Here is a 15,417-nt window from a genome sequence, read left to right on the forward strand (position 1 = left end):
GCTAGCAAAAAGGCTTTTACAACAAGGAGACTGTCATGACATTGCGCTTTGCCTCGCTGGCCGCGGCACTTTGCATCCTGGCGCCCCAGGCGCACGCGACCCAGGCCTATCCCGACAAGCCGGTGCGCATCATCGTGCCCTGGACGCCCGGCCAGGCCACCGACGTGGCCGCCCGCGCCGCCGGCGAAAAGCTGGCCGCGGCGCTGGGCCAGCCGTTCATCGTGGAAAACAGGGCAGGGGCCGGCGGCACCATCGGCGCCACGGTGGTGGCCAAATCGGAAGCCGATGGCTACACCCTGCTGGCCGGCTCGTCGGGCTCGGTGACGGTCAACCCGCTGCTGATGAAAAGCGGATTCTCGCCGTCCGATCTCGAACCGGCCGGCCTGGTCGCGAAGGTGCCCTATGTGCTGGTGACCTCGTCCGACTTCCCGGCAAAGACCGCGCAGGAACTGATCGACCTGCTGCGCAAGAGCCCTGAGAAGTACACGTTCGCCTCGTCGGGCAACGGGTCCATCGGGCACCTCACCGCGGAAGTCTTCATGGACAGCGCGGGCATCAAGGCCCAGCACATTCCGTACAAGGGCAGCGCCGCGGCGCTGACCGATGTCCTGAGCGGGCAGGTCTCGTTCATGTGGGACTCCGTCGCGTCGGTGGCCCCGCACGTGAAATCCGGACGCGCGCGCGCCTACGCCGTCTCTTCCGCACAGCGCTCGGCCAGCATGCCGGATGTGCCGGTGCTGGCCGAAGTCAGCGAGATCAAGGGCTTCGACATGGTCGCCTGGGTCGGACTGATGGCGCCCAAGGGCACCCCCGAGGATCGCCTGGAGCGGATCAACCAGGCCCTGCTCGAATCCTTGCGCGCCAGCGATGTCGCCAAGCAGTTCGTGACCCTGGGCATCGACCCCTATCCCGCATCGCGCCAGGAGGCCAGGAAAGTACTGGCCGCCGAGAACCAGCGCGTCAGCGAGATGATCCAGCGGCTCGGCATCACGCCCCAGTGATATCGGTCGGGATAGCGGCCGGCCCGCCAGGCATCCTGGCGGACCGGTGCGGCGGCGGTGCGTCCGTCACCGGCGCATGTCGCGCCATCAGTTCCACGATCCAGTCGATGAACACGCGCAGCTTCGCGCTGACATGCCGGTTCTGCGGATACGCGATATACAGCGGCATGGGGTCGAGCCGCCAGTCGCCGAACAGCCGTATCAGCGCGCCGCGCTCGACGTGCGCCTCGGCCATGTACGTCGGCACCCCGATCACCCCCATTGCGGCCAGGCCCGCGGCAAGATAGGCATTGCCTTCGTCCAGCAGCAGGGCATGGCGGCCGGCCACCTCGATGCGCTCGTCCGCCCGCCGCCGCATGGCGCAGGGAAACAGACGGCGCGCGCGCGACCACGAGAAGCCGATGATGCGGTGCTGGGCGTCTTGCAGCTCGCGCGGATGGGCGGGCACGCCGGCGCGCGCCAGATAGCCGGGCGAAGCGTAGACGCCCAGCTGCAGGTCGCCCACATGGCGTGCCGCCAGCGACAGGTTGCCGATCTGGCCGCCCCGGATGACGCAATCCACGTTCTCGTCGATCAGGTCCACTTCCCGGTCGCTGACCCCCAGATGCAGCAGAATGTCCGGATACCGCGCCTGGAAGGCCGGCAGCGCCGGGACTAGGATCGTGCTGGCGAACGGGCTGGGCACATCGACCCGCAGCCTGCCTCCCGGCGTGGCCGACGCGCCGGACAGGCTGGTCTCGGCGTCTTCCAGGTCGGCCAGCAGTTGCCGCACCCGCTCGTAGTAGGCGGCGCCGTCGGCGGTGGCGTTGACCTTGCGCGTGGTGCGATTGAGCAGCCGCACGCGCAGGCGCGCTTCCAGTTGCTGCACCAGTTGCGTCACGCTGGTCTTGCTCATGTGCAGGGTGTCCGCCGCCTTGGTGAAGCTGCCGGTCTCCACTACGCGGGCGAATGCCCGCATCGCATCGAAACGATCCATCGTTGTTCCAGGCTGTCCGATTGTTTGGATTCTACAAACAATGTTGGGTGCGATCGCCTGTTTATCGGCTCGGCGGCGCTCATTAAAGTGGCTCGCGCTGCCCCGATGGGCACGTTTCAATCATCCATGATGGAGATACTTCAATGTCCGCACGCAACGTGGTTTTTCCGGCCGGCCGCCAGGCCTTGTACGACCGCAACCGCTATTCGCCGGCCATTCGGTCCAACGGCTTTCTGTTCGTCTCCGGCCAGGTCGGCAGCCAGGAAGACGGTTCGCCGAAACAGGGGCTGCAGGACCAGGTCCGCCAGGCGTTCGACAACCTCAACGCCATCCTGGCAGCCGCCGGGTGCGGCTTCGACGACGTGGTCGATGTCACCGTGTTCATGGTCGACCCTCAGTCCCGGTTCGAGCAGATCTGGGAAGTGGTGCCCGAGTACTGGGGCCCGGCGCCGCATCCTACGCTGACCGCCGTCGGCGTGACCTGGCTGTATGGCTTCGATTTCGAGATCAAGGTGATCGCGAAGCTGCCACGGGCGAGCCAGGACTGAGGCGGTCATCGGGGGCCGCGGTTTGCTGGACCGGCCGTGCGGCCTCCGGTGGCCGCCGCTCCCCGGGGCCAAAGACCGCCATCCCTATCCGTGTTTCCCCTCATTCTTATGTAATGCGTCACGCGCTACTATTCGCTCAAATTAAGTAGCGCGTCACGCATTACATGGGCAAGAGCAATATGGAGCAAGTCACGGGGTACTGCACGCTGTGCCGGTCGCGCTGCGGATCCGTCAACCACGTCGAGAATGGCCGGCTGGTCGCCGTGACGCCGCTTGCCGGCCATCCCACGGGCGGGGCCTTGTGCGCCAAGGGCCGCGCGGCGCCGGAAATGATGGCCGAAAGCCATCGCCTGCTGCGCCCGCTCAGGCGGACCAATCCGCGCGGCGCGGCCGACCCCGGCTGGCGGGAAATCGAGTGGTCCGAAGCCCTGGACGAAGTGGCCGCGCGGCTGGCGGTCGCGCGCCGGCGCGATGGCGCCGAAAGCGTTGCCTTCGCCGTCACCACGCCCAGCGGCACGCCCATGGTGGACAGCTTCGAGTGGGTCGAGCGATTCGTGCGGGTGTTCGGCAGCCCCAACCTGATCTACGCGGTCGAGGTCTGTGGCTGGCACAAGGACTATGCCCATGCGCTGACGTTCGGGCGCGGCATCGGCGTGCCGGACCTGGAGCACACCGACACCATGCTCCTGTGGGGCCACAACCCCGCGCGGACCTGGCTGGCGCAGGCCGCGCGGATCGCGGCGGCGCGCCAGCGCGGGGCAAGGGTGGTGGTGGTGGATCCGAATCGGGAGGGATCCAGCCAGCAGGTGGACTTGTGGCTGCGGGTGCGCCCCGGCGCCGATGGCGCGCTGGCGCTGGGCGCCATACGCCACCTGCTGCATACCGGCCGCTTCGACCACGGCTTCGTGGCGCGCTGGAGCAACGGGCCGTACCTGGTGGACGGCGCAAGCGGCGCCTTGCTGCGCGCCGCGGATTTGTGGCCCGACGCCGACCCGGCCGCGCGGGTGGTGATGCTGGACGGCAGGCCGGCCGCCAGCGGCCGCGGCGCGGATACCGCGCGGGCCGAGCTGTTCGGATCCTGAACCTTGCGCCTGCACGACGGCCGCGCGTGCGAGGCCGTGACGGTCATGCACGCCTTGCGGGTTGCGGTGGAGCGCTACACGCCGGACGAGGTCGCCAGGCTGGCCTGGCTGGACGAGGCCGAGCTGGCGCAATTCAACGCCATCTTCGAGAACGCGCCCCGGCTGTCCTATCACTCCTGGACCGGCGTCGGCCAGCATACCAACGCCACCCAGACCGACCGCGCCATCGCCACGCTATACGCCTTGACGGGCGCATGCGACAGAAAGGGCGGCAACCTGTGGACCGTGGCGCCGCCGTATCGCGCCGTCAACGGGTATCGGGAGCTGCTGTCGCCGGTGCAACGCGCCAAGGCGCTGGGGCTGGACGAACTGCCTCTCGGGCCGCCCAGCCTGGGATGGATCACGGCGCGCGACTTCTGCCGGGCCGTCCTGCAACAGGACCCCTATCCGGTGCGCACGCTGGTCAGCTTCGGCACGAACCTGCTGGTCTCGCAGGCCGAGACCGCCCGCAATCTGGAGGCGCTGCAGGCCCTGGACTTCCATGTGCACGTCGACATGAGCATGAACCCGACCGCCATGAACGCGGACATCGTCCTGCCGGCCAACATGCCCTGGGAGCGCGAAGCGCTGAAGCTGGGTTTCGAGATCACGCAGGCGGCCGTGGAGCATGTGCAACTGCGCCCCAGGATGGTGGAGCCCGCCGGCGAGTCGCGCGCGGACTACGAGATCGTGCTGGAGCTGGCGCGCCGCCTGGGGCTGCGCGATGCGTTCTTCGGCGCGGACATGGATGCGTGCTGGAACCACCAGCTGGCGCCGTTGGGTATCGATGTGCAGGCCTTGCGCAGGCAGCCCGAGGGCATCCGCTTTCCGCAGCCGTTTGCCCACGAAAAGTACAAGACCCTGCGCGACGGGCAGCCCGTCGGCTTTCCCACGCACGACGGCAGGGTGCAGATCCACTGCGCGGCCCTGCACGACATCGGCCAGCCCGCGCTGCCTTCCCATGTCGAACCGGCCGACACGCCGGCGCGGCATGCCGGCGCATACCCGCTGGTGCTGAGCACGGCCAAGAGCGGCTGGTTCGTGCATTCGTCGCATCGGTATGTCGCGTCCTTGCGGCGCAAATCGCCCGATCCGCAGGTGTACCTGAGCACCGAGGCCGCGCGCGACCGGGGCATAGCCAGCGGCGACTGGGTGCGCGTGCGCACGCCCTACGGCGAAGTCGCCTTGCGCGCGAAAATCAACGCCGACCTGCACGCCAACGTGGCGATCGCCGAGTTCGGCTGGTGGCAGGGCTGCGAGGGCCTGGGGCGCGCCGACGGCGCCATCGTCGGGCCCGCGTCCAGCAATATCAACGCCATCATGACCGATCGCCACCGCGACCCCGTCAGCGGCTCGGTGCCCCTGCGCGCCACGGTGTGCGACATCGTGCGCGACGACGCGCGCAACCGCGGCAGCTGGAGCGGCGCGCGCGAATTCGTGCTGGCGCGAAAGCGCGGCATCGCGCATGACGTGGCGGAGTTCCGCCTGCTTGCCTGCGACGCGCAGGCGTTGCCCGATTTCCTGCCGGGGCAGCACGTCATCGTCTCCATGCCCGGCGGCGCCGTGCGGCGCGCCTACTCGCTGACCGGCCCCAATCGCCAACCCGCCCACCTGTCGATCGCCGTGCGGCGCGTACGCGACGGCGACGGCCCCGCCGGGCTGATGTCCAATGCGCTGCATGCGCTGGAAGAGGGCGCGCGCGTGCTGCTGTCCGCGCCGGCGGGCGTCTTCACACCGCCCTTGCGCACGGCGCGGCCCGTGATACTGATGGCCAGCGGCATCGGCATTACCCCTTTTCATGGCTACCTGGAAGCGCTGGCGCAAGACGCCGGGCCTGCCCCGTCGGTGCTGCTGGTGCACGCCTGCCGCGATGGTTCGTCGCACCCGTACGGGGCCGAGCTCAAGCGGCTGGCGCAGCGTATCGGGTCGGTGCGCACCCTGACCGTGTATGTCGAGCCGGCAAGCCACGATGTGCCGGGCCGCGATTACCAGCAGCGCGGCCGGCTGGATTTCGCATGGCTGTCGCCGGAGACGGTGGCGGCGCGGCCGCTGGTCTACCTGTGCGGCTCGCCGGGTTTTCTGGCGTTATGCACCGACGCGCTGGCGGCGCGCGGCATCCCGCGTTTCGACATTTTCTCGGAAACGTTCACCAGCGAAAAACGCGTGCCGGACACCCTGGCGCCCCAGCCGATCGAGATCGAGGCAGAGCAGGGCGGCTTCACCTGGGACCCCGCGGCCGGCACCTTGCTCGACGCCGCCGAACGCGCCGGGCTGTCCCTGCCGAGCGGCTGCCGCGTTGACCAATGCGAGAGCTGCGCCATGCACATCGTTTCCGGGCAGGTGGCCCACCTCATTGACTTCGATGGTTCCGCGGACACCTGCCTGACCTGCCAGGCGGTTCCGATCACGCCTTTGACGCTGCGCAGGTAATCCTATTCTTGCCTTCCTCAGGAGTTTGCCATGCCCAACAATCATCTAACCGCCGCTGCCCCCGCACAGGGCAGAGAGGCCATAGCCAGTCCCATGGAACGCTTCTCCCAGGCCATGGTCGCCTGGGCGGAGAAATGGTTTCCCGATGCCTACGTCTTCGTGGTCGTGGCGTGCGCGGTGGTCGCGCTTGGCGCCATCCTGCACGGCGGCGATCCGCTTGCCGTCAGCAAGGCGTTCGGCGAAGGCTTCTGGAGCATCATCCCCTTGACCATGCAGATGGCCATGGTGGCCATCACCGGCTACGTGCTGGCCTTGTCGCCGCCCGTGGCGCGGCTGCTGCGGGCGCTGGCGCGCGTGCCCTCGACCCCGCGCGGCGCCGTGGTGTTCATCGGCACCCTGAGCATCCTGCTGTCGCTGGTCAACTGGGGCCTGAGCCTGATTTTCTCGGGCCTGCTGGTGCGCGAAATGGCCCGTCGCAACGATCTGCGCCTGGACTACCGCGCGGCCGGCGCGGCCGGGTACCTGGGGCTGGGCTGCGGGTTCACGCTGGGCATGAGCTCGTCGGCCGCGCAGCTGCAGGCCACGCCGGCCAGCATTCCGGCCTCGCTGATGCCCATCACCGGCGTGATCGGCTTCTCCGAAACCATACTGACCTGGCAGAACCTGGTGGTAGTGATCCTGGTTACCGTGGTTTCGGGACTGGTGTGCTACTTCACGGCGCCCAGCCCGGAGCGCTCCTTGACCGCCCAGGACCTGGGCGTGGACCTGACCGAACCCGAGGCGCAGGCGGCGCAACGCCAGCGCCCCGGCGATTACCTGGAGTTCAGCCCCTGGCTGACCGTGGCCGTGGTCGGGCTGGCCTCGGGGTGGCTGTATCTCACCTTCCGCAGCGGCAACCCGTTCATCACCATGTCGCAGCTGAACACCTACAACTTCGTGTTCCTGCTGCTGGGCCTGCTGCTGCACTGGCGGCCGCGCAGCTTCCTGGAGAGTTTCGGCCGCGCCATGCCCAGCATCGGCGGCGTGATGCTGCAGTTTCCGTTCTACGGCGGCATCGGCTACGTGCTGACCAAGGTCGCCAACGTGCAGGGGCATACCCTGTCGGACGCGATCGCGCACTGGTTCGTCAGCCTGGCGCACGACAGCAGCGTGTTCTCGATACTGGTCAGCATCTATTCGGCATTCCTCGGCTTCTTCATTCCGTCGGCCGGCGGCAAGTGGGTGATCGAGGCGCCGTACATCATGGACGCGGCCAACCAGATCCAGGCCCACCTGGGCTGGACCGTCATGGTCTACAACATCGCCGAAACGCTGCCCAACTTCATCAACCCGTTCTGGATGCTGCCGCTGCTGGGGATACTGCGCCTCAAATCCAAGGACCTGGTCGGCTATACCGCCATGCAGTTCCTGGTGCACTTCCCCATCGTCGTGGCCGCCGGCGCGATCCTGATGCACACCTTCAGCTATGTCCCGCCCGTCATCCCGGGACAGTGAGGCCGCCCGCCATTGCGCCTGCCCATCCATGGACCATGCAAGTTGAAAAACCGCCCGCCATCCACTGCGGCGCGTCACGCGCTACATCAGCGGTTTTGTTAAAGTGAGGGCTACAACAACGCACGAACCAGCATGGAGGTAAACCGAATGGCGAGGATGGCGCCGCCCGCGAATCTGCGAGAGTCCGTTATTGCGCAATTGCGTTCCCGGATCGTGTCGGGCGCCGCGGCGCCGGGCATGATCTATTCGGTTCCCAGCCTGGCCAACGAGCTGGGCATCTCCACCACGCCCGTGCGCGAGGCCTTGCTGGAATTGAGCCGCTCGGGCCTGGTCGAACCCTTGCGCAACCGCGGCTTCCGGGTCCAGGCCATCACCGTGCAGGACCTGGAAAACCACTTCGACGTGCGCGTCATGCTGGAATCCGGCGCGCTGGCTACCCTGGCGCGCCAGGGCCTGACCGACACCGCGCCGCTGGTCGCGCTGGCCGACGAAGTGGCCCAGGCGGTCAAGGACCAGGACGTGGGGCAGTACATCGAATCCGACCGCCGCTTCCACGAAGCCCTGGTCGCGCGCGCAGGCAACCCGCTGCTTACCCGGATGATCATGCATCTGCGCGCCGACATGCGGCTCTACGGCATCAATTCCGAGGAGGGCCGCGTGCGCCAGCGCGCCTCGGTCGACGAGCACTACGAAATGATCGACCTGGCCGTCAAGCAGCAACCCGAGGCCATCGTGGCGCTGATCACCCGCCACATCGAATCGTGGAAACCGCTGTTCGCCGCGGCGCTTTGAGCGGTAATCGGGGCGTGGCGGGTGTCTCGTCAGCGCGCCAGCTTCATTGAAACGTCGGTGTGAGTGCCGCGATCCAGGTCGACGCCGGGTTCGACCGTGCATTCGGCCAGCGCGAGCAACTCGTCTGATATCTCGCCGTCCTCGATCCGGCGGGCGATATCGTCGAGCAGCAGCGTGCGCGAGGCAAAACCCTGGCCCTTGAGCCCTCGCGCGAACAGCCGATAGGCCAGATGAGGTTCCACACCCGTCATGACGCCCAGGTCATGGATCCTGCCTTGATCGTTGCGAAGAACCAGACGCCCCGGGCGGGCGTATATCCGGTAAACGCGCCAGGGCGACAGGATCGCCGCATGCGTGCCCGGCTGATGCCGGCTGTGTCCATCGGGGCGCGTGCCGCCTGTTGCCGGCGGCAGAACCCCGAGGCAGGCATTCGCCACGCGTGCGAGGGCCTTCTTCAAGCGCTTCATGATGGGAAACCGAATGGATGGAGGCCATGGCAGGGCAGGCGGCGCAAGGCCGATGAATGCATCGCCTTACGCTGGCCCCCGCGTCCATGCGATGAGTCAGCGCGTTCTCACAGTTCCGCGATCATCCAATCCGGGCGAAACGCGTTGCGTCCAGCCTTGCGGAGATGAGCGGACCGCGCGCGGCTTCTTGCTACTGCGGCGTGTGCTGCTTGAGCGGATCGTTCTGTGCCTGCTTGCGCGCCGCTTCGTCTTGTTCTTCCTGGGTCTGCTTGTCTTGCGGCTTGTCGGGTTGACCGTCTTGTCCCGGCTGGGTTGGAGGGCCTGCGGCGGCGAAGCGTGTAGGGAATGTCATGATGTGTACCTTTTGGGTTGTCGTGGCGAGTGCCACCTGTCCACAGTACGCGCAACGACAGGCAGGACCTACGGTTAAATTGAAACAAGCCGACCAAGGGCTGTGTCGACGCTCAAGTGCCGGCGCGGCCTGTCTTGCGCGTCGTGTCGAAGTAGGCTTCGAGTCTGATTTCCAGGGACGCGTGGGTTCTGGGCGGCGGTTTTGCCGTCAGGCAAAACCATCGCGCCGTGAATTTCTGGCCGCGGTCGGGAGCAATGCCATGCTTCTGGCACCAGGCAGCGGCTACGGCTTGCGCCTCGTCTTCGTTCAGGAAAATTTTGGGCATGCTTGCTCCAACGGGCGTACTGTCCAACGGGTGCATTGCGGCACCCGCGAGCGCGAGGGATGCGTCGGACGCCGTACTTGCCGGATACTGGCCATGCCGTCCCGGCTCAGGACAGCACGCTCTTGCGCAGATGCGCTTCCAGGGCGCGCCAGGTACGCGTGCTGCCGGCGGGCGTTCTACGGAACCACAACTCGGCCATGAGCACGCAGGCCGGCACCGGCGCTCCATGGCAGTAAGCCCAGAGCGTCGCTATCTTCTTGGCGGCCTGGTTTTCGGACACGATCTGTTCGGGTGCATGCATGTTTTTCTATGGGGCCTGGAAAGGGAAACCGCTCGGGCGCGCGGGCGGCGTGGCCGGCAAGGCCAGGCAGATCGCGGGTCGCGCCGGAGAATGTGCGGGGTTGTCGGTTGGCCGCAGTGGCAGCCGGCCGATGCGGCGTCCGGCGTCTGCGGACGGCAATGGGCCGCGTTCCAGTGACGCGGACCCTTGGCGCTGTGGCGGGGGGGGGGGGGCGTGACGGCGCTTGCGCGCCCGCTATGCGTGATTGTCGGGGCCGGCCGGCAGGCCGCCTGGCGCGGCCTTCAAGCATGCGGCTCGATGCGACCAGCCCACCATACGCCCTATTGCCGGATTGTCCTATCGATCAATTGCAACAGTCGGGCGATGGCGCGATAGTGCTTGACGTAACCGCCGCGGCGGCCCATATTGAAAATGGCTCGTCAAGCATCGCGATTCCTGTACGGTAAGCGCCCCTGCGTTCCCTTCACCATCCTTTCCTTGATCAGCCTCTCTATTTGGGGAGAGGTGCCCCCATATTCAAGGAAAGTCCATGCAAACAGGCATAGTCAAGTGGTTCAACGACGAGAAGGGTTTTGGTTTCATCATGCCGGAAAACGGCGGCCCCGATCTTTTCGCCCACTACTCTGAAATCCAGGGCGAGGGCCACAAGGCGCTCGTCGAACAGCAACGAGTGAGCTACGTCCAGGGCCACGGGCCCAAGGGGCCGATGGCCACCAAGATCACCCCGTTGTGATCCAGGCGCGATAGCCGTGCGGACCGGGCGAGTTCGCCGGGTCCCGCGCATCGCCCTCCAAGGCCGCCCGGCATGCCGGCGCGGCCTTTGTTCTGCGCGCGACGTTGCCTGCGCCGCTACGGCGGCGGCGTAACTTGATACCATACGGGTTGATATATCCAGGTCTACTTCCGGCTATGGAACTTCGCCAGCTGCGCTACTTCGTCGAGACCGCCCACCGCCGCAGCATCACCAAGGCGGCGTCGGCGCTGCACATCGTGCAGCCGGCCCTGACCGCGCAGATCAAGGCGCTTGAAGACGAACTGGGCATCCAGCTGCTGGAGCGCTCGGCGCGCGGCGTCAGCCTCACGGTCGAAGGCGAGGCCGTACTGCGCGACGCCGTGTCCGTGCTGCGGGCGGTGGACGACCTGAAGCGGCGCCATGGCGTGGCGGCCCGTCCGGGCCGCGCGGTGAAGATCGGCATTCCCAATGGCATGACGCGCACCTTCGCCGGGCAGTTGATCGAGCGCGCCCGGCAGCAATGCAGTTTCGACATCGAGCTCATCGAGGGTATGTCGGGCCACCTGCTCGAATGGCTGAAATCCGGGCGCCTGGATATCGCCGTGCTGTTCGCCAGCCAGCCGCTCAGGCAGCTGGAGGTGCGCCGGCTGACCGCGGACTCCATCGACCTGGTTGGCCCGCCGGGCGCGCTGGACGCCCAACGCCCGGTCGCGTTCCGCGACCTGCCGCAGTACCCGCTGATCCTGCCCAATGCCAAGCACGGCCTGACGCGCCACATCCAGGCCCAGGCCCGCGCGCTGGGCGTCGAGCTGCGGCACCATACGACCCTGGACTCGATCGCCGAGATCAAGCACCTGGTGTCGCAAGGCGTGGGGTACACCCTGCTCGCGCCCATGGTGTATCGGCCGGAAATGGAACAGGGGTTGCTTTCGGCAACCCCTGTCCGCGATCCGGCGCTTACCCGCGAGCTGGTGACGGCCACCCGGCGCCTGCACGAAGCGGGCGACGACATCGCCCAGGTGCGCGCACTGGTGCACGAGATCTGCGGGGCCCGGCAAGACCCCGTCGCCACGCCCGGCTAGCAGGCGCGGCCGCACCCACGCCCTGTCAGGCGGCCGTGACGCCCGCGCGGCGCACCGTGCCCTGCCAGAGCTCGGCCTCCGTGGACAGGCGTTGCTGAAAGGCTTCGCGCCCCTCCGGCACCACCATCAAGCCCATGGCTTCCAGCCGGCTGGCGATGTCCGGTTCGCGCGCCGCGCGCAGCACCGCCTGCTCCAGCCTGGCGATGCGCGCGGGCTCGGTGCCGCTGTGCGCCACCATGCCGATCCAGCCCATGCCCGACAGCTTGCTCAGGCCCAGTTCGGTCATGCTGGGCACGTCCGGCAGCAAGGGCGAGCGCTTGTCGCCCAGCGTCGCCAGCGCACGCACCCTGCCGCTGCGCACCGAAGCCACTTGCGCGAACAGATTGTCCATCGCCGCGTTGACCCGGCCGCTGACCAGGTCGGGCATGAGCGCGGCGCTGCCCTTGTAGGGCACCGGCACCACGCGCACGTTCAGCTCCTGCCCGATCAGCAGGCTGACCAGGTGCGGCACGGTGCCGATGCCGGGCGAGCCGATCGTGATCGTGTCCGGCTTGGCCTGGGCGGCTTCGAACAATTGCTGCGGCGTGCGCCATGGCGAGTCGGCCGGCACCACCAGCACGTTCGGATTGAGCGCCACCAGGCCCACCGCCTGCGTATCGCGCAGCGGCTGGTAGCTGAGCTGCGGGTACAGCGCAGGGTTGACCACCAGGGGCGGCACCGCCAGCAGCAGCGTGTAGCCGTCGGGCGCCGCCCGGATGGCGGCCTCGGTGCCGATGTTGGTCGCGCCGCCGGGGCGGTTGACGATCACCACCGGCTGGCCGAGCTGCTCGCCCATGGAGGTCGCGATGGCGCGCGCCACCGAATCGGTGGCGCCGCCCGGCGGATACGGCACGATCCACTGCAGCGCGCGGTCGGGATACTGCGCGGCGCGCGCCGGCAGGCCCAGCCCTATGCCCGCGGCGCCCGCCAGCATGCCTTGCAGCAAGGTTCGTCGATGCATGGTGTACTCCTTATTCGGGCAGGTTGGAGCGCGCGGGGCGCGGATGTTGGGGCGCCACCGGCGCGACGGGCGGATAGCGCAGCTTGCCCTTGACCAGCGCCGGGCTCGACTGCGCGCCGGCCCGCACATACTGGCGGCTGGCATCGGTAAACGGCTGATAGTCCCAGGCGGGGAAGTCGCCCTGCAGGCGGCTTTGCTGCACCAGGCGGCGGCGCGCCTGGCTATGCAGGATGTCCTGGTGCAGGCGGCGGGCATCCCACCTCGCTTGCACCAGCGCGGTCAACTGCCGCTCGATGTCGCGGGCGGCGGGCTGGCCGGCCAGGTTGCGCAGCTCGTGCGGATCGTCCTGCAAATTGAAGAGCAGCGGCGGGTCGCCCTCGGCCACCACCAGCTTCCACCACCCCTGCCGCACCGCCAGGCAGGGCGCGTGCGCCCCTTCGCCGTTCATCTCGCCATAGACCACGCCCGTGGGCTCGTCCTGCGACACGCCCAGCCCCTCGGCCAGCGACCGGCCGTCCGGCGGCGGACTGGCGCCGTCGTCCGGCACCGACACGCCGGCCAGCTCGAGCATGGTCGGGAAGATATCCACCAGCGACGCCAGCTCGTGGCGCACCGCCGGCCGGGTGCGCCCGGGCGCCGAAATCAGCAGCGGAATGCGCACGGCCGGGTCGAAGTGCACCCACTTGTACCAAAGGCCGCGCTCGCCGAGCATATCGCCATGGTCGGCCGTGAAGACCACCACCGTCGACTCGTCCAGGTCCATGGCCTGCAGCGCGTCCAGCATGCGGCCCACCTGCGCGTCCACATAGCTCACCATGGCGTAGTAGGCATGGCGCGCGGCGCGCACATGCGCGTCGCTCACGTCGTACTCGTCCTGGCGGAACATGTACCAGAGACGCTGGCTGTGCGGATCCTGCTGCGCGAACGGGATCGGCGGCACCGCGGGCATGTCGATGTCCTCGGGCCGGTACAGATCCAGGAACTCGCGCGTCGACACATACGGGTTGTGCGGGTGCGTCATCGACACGGCCAGGAAGAACGGCCGGTCCCGGTGCAGCCGGCCCAGGTCGTAGATCTTCTGCACGCCCCGATACACCACATCGTCGTCGTAGTCGATCTGCATGCTGCGGCGGTATTCGCCCGCTTCGATCACGCTGCGCATATTCATGCCCGTGGGCGCGATGGGAATCTCCTCGCGCCAATCGGGCGTCCAGCCGAAATCCGACGGATAAATATCGGTCGTCAGCCGCTCCTGAAAGCCATGATGCTGCTCCGGGCCCACGAAATGCATCTTGCCCGACAGGATCGTCGAATAGCCGGCCAGCGCCAGATGGTGCAGGAAAGTCGGCACCTCGGCCGAGAACTCCGAGGCGTTGTCATACACCCCCACCGAACTCGGCAGCCGGCCCGTCAGCATCGCCACGCGCGACGGCGCGCACAGCGGGAAATTGCAGTACATATTGGCAAAGCGCGTCGACCGCGCCGCCAGCCGATCCAGATTCGGCGTGCGGCAGACGCCGTTGCCATACATGCGCAACGCGAAAGCCGTCAACTGGTCGGCCATCAGGAACAGGAAATTGGGTTGCTTGGTCTGCGGCATGATGCTCTCAACGTTGGGGGGCAGGCTGGATACTGGCCAGCAGGGTCGACCACTGCGCGCCCTCGCGCGCGATGCGCGCGCGCACCGTCGGCGCATCGGCGTAGAGCGGATCGATGCCCGCCGAGTGCAAACGTTCCACGACGGCCGGATTGCGCAGCGCCTGCGACAGGCCGGCCGACAGCTTGTCGGCCACGCCGGGCGGCACGCCCTCGGGCGCCATCAACGCCAGCCACGACGCGCCCGTGAACCCCGGCAAACCCAGTTCGGACAAAGGCTTCAACTCCGGCAGCAGCACCTGCGGGCGGGCCGACGTCAGCCCCAGCGCGCGCAACGACCCCGCGCGTATGTGCGGCAACACCCCTGGGATCAACGCCACGATGCAATCGATATTGCCGGCCAGCAGATCCTGCACCGCGGGGCTCAGCCCCTTGTACGGCACATGCGTCAGCTGCACCCCGAAATCGCGCTTGAGCTGCTCCGCGTACAAATGGCCCGCCGTCGCATTGCCGCCGGAACCCGCGGTCAGGTTATTGCGGCGGCCATGCTCCAGAAAATCCGCCACCGACTTGATCGGCGAACGCGCATTGACCACCAGCACGCTCGACAGCTCGCCCACCATCCCGACCGGCGCCAGCGTCTGCACCCCTTGCGTGGCGCCCTTGCCATAGAAATAAGGATTGACCGTCAGGATCGAATCCAGCGCCAGCAGCAGCGTGCCGCCATCGGGCTGGCTGCGCGACACCTCCTCGGCGCCGATATTGCCGCCGGCGCCGCCCTTGTTCGACACCACCACCGGCGTGCCCAGCTGCTGCCCGAGCTCCTGCCCGACCACGCGCCCCGCGATATCCACCGGCCCGCCCGGCACGAACGGCACCACCAGATTCAGCTGGCGCTGCGTCAAGGCATCGGCCCGCGCCAGCCCCGCCAGGGGCAGCGTGCCCAGCAGCGCGGCCGCGCCATGCAGCCACCGGCGCCGCGCTGCATCGGGCGCGTCCGCGCGCAGGACTGGCGTCTCGCCACTAGGCTTTTTCTCCATTGCCGCCTCCATTTATCGTTATGCGTCCGGCATGACCGGCAACTGATCGTAATCGCGCGGCGGCGGGCGGCGGTAATAGGAAAGGATGAGGCGAGCGATCAGAAAAAGTGATGGGCTTCAGCCAAGCCACTCGGGCGCCGACCGCTGGCGATGTGGCGT

The 15,417-nt window shown here is 67.8% G+C and carries 14 protein-coding genes and 1 pseudogene; 7 read left to right on the forward strand and 8 right to left on the reverse strand.

The window, feature by feature from the left end; translation table 11 throughout:
• Positions 1–35 precede the first annotated feature (35 nt).
• The gene (locus LK409_RS00135; RefSeq protein ID WP_010927491.1) at positions 36–1,001 is read left to right on the forward strand and encodes a Bug family tripartite tricarboxylate transporter substrate binding protein; all 966 of its coding nucleotides are present in this window, start codon (positions 36–38) and stop codon (positions 999–1,001) included.
• On the opposite strand, the gene LK409_RS00140 is transcribed toward LK409_RS00135, so the two are convergent.
• On the reverse strand, positions 988–1,977 hold the full coding sequence (locus tag LK409_RS00140) for a LysR family transcriptional regulator (RefSeq protein WP_010927492.1): 990 nt from the start codon (positions 1,975–1,977) through the stop codon (positions 988–990). The genes LK409_RS00135 and LK409_RS00140 overlap by 14 nt on opposite strands.
• Before the next feature lie 143 nt (positions 1,978–2,120).
• Here LK409_RS00140 and LK409_RS00145 point away from each other — a divergent pair, with 143 nt between their 5' ends.
• The 4 genes and pseudogenes from LK409_RS00145 (at position 2,121) to LK409_RS00165 (ending at position 8,362) form a co-directional block, all read left to right on the forward strand.
• Positions 2,121–2,525 carry a RidA family protein gene (locus LK409_RS00145; protein WP_003807774.1) on the forward strand — a complete coding sequence of 135 codons (405 nt, stop codon included), beginning with the start codon at positions 2,121–2,123 and terminating at the stop codon, positions 2,523–2,525.
• Positions 2,526–2,689: 164 nt separating this feature from the next.
• Positions 2,690–6,076, forward strand: a pseudogene (locus LK409_RS00155) (molybdopterin-dependent oxidoreductase).
• 30 nt (positions 6,077–6,106) lie between these two features.
• Positions 6,107–7,570: a short-chain fatty acid transporter gene (locus LK409_RS00160; protein ID WP_010927493.1), complete on the forward strand. Its 1,464-nt coding sequence runs from the start codon at positions 6,107–6,109 to the stop codon at positions 7,568–7,570.
• A 132-nt stretch (positions 7,571–7,702) separates the two neighbouring features.
• The gene (locus LK409_RS00165) at positions 7,703–8,362 is read left to right on the forward strand and encodes a GntR family transcriptional regulator (protein ID WP_049788684.1); all 660 of its coding nucleotides are present in this window, start codon (positions 7,703–7,705) and stop codon (positions 8,360–8,362) included.
• A 29-nt stretch (positions 8,363–8,391) separates the two neighbouring features.
• Here the strand turns inward: LK409_RS00165 and LK409_RS00170 are convergent, their stop codons facing one another.
• From LK409_RS00170 to LK409_RS00185, 4 genes are all read right to left on the reverse strand, one after another.
• Positions 8,392–8,829: a hypothetical protein gene (locus tag LK409_RS00170; RefSeq protein ID WP_010927495.1), complete on the reverse strand. Its 438-nt coding sequence runs from the start codon at positions 8,827–8,829 to the stop codon at positions 8,392–8,394.
• Between the two features lie 190 nt (positions 8,830–9,019).
• Entirely contained in the window at positions 9,020–9,181 is a 162-nt protein-coding gene (locus LK409_RS00175; RefSeq protein WP_226376466.1) for a hypothetical protein, read from the reverse strand.
• Between the two features lie 112 nt (positions 9,182–9,293).
• Complete coding sequence (locus LK409_RS00180; protein WP_033474203.1) at positions 9,294–9,506, reverse strand: hypothetical protein; 213 nt, start codon at positions 9,504–9,506, stop codon at positions 9,294–9,296.
• Between the two features lie 106 nt (positions 9,507–9,612).
• Complete coding sequence (locus LK409_RS00185) at positions 9,613–9,807, reverse strand: hypothetical protein (RefSeq protein ID WP_033446653.1); 195 nt, start codon at positions 9,805–9,807, stop codon at positions 9,613–9,615.
• 529 nt (positions 9,808–10,336) lie between these two features.
• Here LK409_RS00185 and LK409_RS00190 point away from each other — a divergent pair.
• Positions 10,337–10,540: a cold-shock protein gene (locus LK409_RS00190; protein WP_003807785.1), complete on the forward strand. Its 204-nt coding sequence runs from the start codon at positions 10,337–10,339 to the stop codon at positions 10,538–10,540.
• 176 nt (positions 10,541–10,716) lie between these two features.
• Positions 10,717–11,622 carry a LysR family transcriptional regulator gene (locus LK409_RS00195; protein ID WP_010927496.1) on the forward strand — a complete coding sequence of 302 codons (906 nt, stop codon included), beginning with the start codon at positions 10,717–10,719 and terminating at the stop codon, positions 11,620–11,622.
• A 25-nt stretch (positions 11,623–11,647) separates the two neighbouring features.
• On the opposite strand, the gene LK409_RS00200 is transcribed toward LK409_RS00195, so the two are convergent.
• The 3 genes from LK409_RS00200 to LK409_RS00210 are packed head-to-tail and all read right to left on the reverse strand — an operon-like array spanning position 11,648 to position 15,258.
• Positions 11,648–12,622: a Bug family tripartite tricarboxylate transporter substrate binding protein gene (locus LK409_RS00200; protein ID WP_003807789.1), complete on the reverse strand. Its 975-nt coding sequence runs from the start codon at positions 12,620–12,622 to the stop codon at positions 11,648–11,650.
• Between the two features lie 10 nt (positions 12,623–12,632).
• Positions 12,633–14,222 (reverse strand): choline-sulfatase, encoded by a 1,590-nt coding sequence (gene betC, locus LK409_RS00205; protein WP_010927497.1) that lies wholly within the window; start codon positions 14,220–14,222, stop codon positions 12,633–12,635.
• Between the two features lie 7 nt (positions 14,223–14,229).
• Positions 14,230–15,258 carry a Bug family tripartite tricarboxylate transporter substrate binding protein gene (locus LK409_RS00210; protein WP_226376467.1) on the reverse strand — a complete coding sequence of 343 codons (1,029 nt, stop codon included), beginning with the start codon at positions 15,256–15,258 and terminating at the stop codon, positions 14,230–14,232.
• Positions 15,259–15,417: the final 159 nt, after the last annotated feature.

It is taken from the genome of Bordetella parapertussis, assembly GCF_020735925.1.
Taxonomy (GTDB): domain Bacteria; phylum Pseudomonadota; class Gammaproteobacteria; order Burkholderiales; family Burkholderiaceae_B; genus Bordetella; species Bordetella pertussis.

What these genes read in the sequence shown, in the direction of transcription:
- LK409_RS00160 (WP_010927493.1), top strand. Translation starts at nt 6,107, where the DNA reads ATGCCCAACAATCATCTAACCGCCGCTGCCCCCGCACAGGGCAGAGAG.
- LK409_RS00190 (WP_003807785.1), top strand. Translation starts at nt 10,337, where the DNA reads ATGCAAACAGGCATAGTCAAGTGGTTCAACGACGAGAAGGGTTTTGGT.
- LK409_RS00175 (WP_226376466.1), bottom strand. Translation starts at nt 9,181, where the DNA reads ATGACATTCCCTACACGCTTCGCCGCCGCAGGCCCTCCAACCCAGCCG.
- LK409_RS00180 (WP_033474203.1), bottom strand. Translation starts at nt 9,506, where the DNA reads ATGCCCAAAATTTTCCTGAACGAAGACGAGGCGCAAGCCGTAGCCGCT.
- LK409_RS00165 (WP_049788684.1), top strand. Translation starts at nt 7,703, where the DNA reads ATGGAGGTAAACCGAATGGCGAGGATGGCGCCGCCCGCGAATCTGCGA.
- LK409_RS00145 (WP_003807774.1), top strand. Translation starts at nt 2,121, where the DNA reads ATGTCCGCACGCAACGTGGTTTTTCCGGCCGGCCGCCAGGCCTTGTAC.
- LK409_RS00185 (WP_033446653.1), bottom strand. Translation starts at nt 9,807, where the DNA reads ATGCATGCACCCGAACAGATCGTGTCCGAAAACCAGGCCGCCAAGAAG.
- LK409_RS00170 (WP_010927495.1), bottom strand. Translation starts at nt 8,829, where the DNA reads ATGAAGCGCTTGAAGAAGGCCCTCGCACGCGTGGCGAATGCCTGCCTC.
- LK409_RS00210 (WP_226376467.1), bottom strand. Translation starts at nt 15,258, where the DNA reads ATGGAGAAAAAGCCTAGTGGCGAGACGCCAGTCCTGCGCGCGGACGCG.
- betC (WP_010927497.1), bottom strand. Translation starts at nt 14,222, where the DNA reads ATGCCGCAGACCAAGCAACCCAATTTCCTGTTCCTGATGGCCGACCAG.
- LK409_RS00135 (WP_010927491.1), top strand. Translation starts at nt 36, where the DNA reads ATGACATTGCGCTTTGCCTCGCTGGCCGCGGCACTTTGCATCCTGGCG.
- LK409_RS00200 (WP_003807789.1), bottom strand. Translation starts at nt 12,622, where the DNA reads ATGCATCGACGAACCTTGCTGCAAGGCATGCTGGCGGGCGCCGCGGGC.
- LK409_RS00195 (WP_010927496.1), top strand. Translation starts at nt 10,717, where the DNA reads ATGGAACTTCGCCAGCTGCGCTACTTCGTCGAGACCGCCCACCGCCGC.
- LK409_RS00140 (WP_010927492.1), bottom strand. Translation starts at nt 1,977, where the DNA reads ATGGATCGTTTCGATGCGATGCGGGCATTCGCCCGCGTAGTGGAGACC.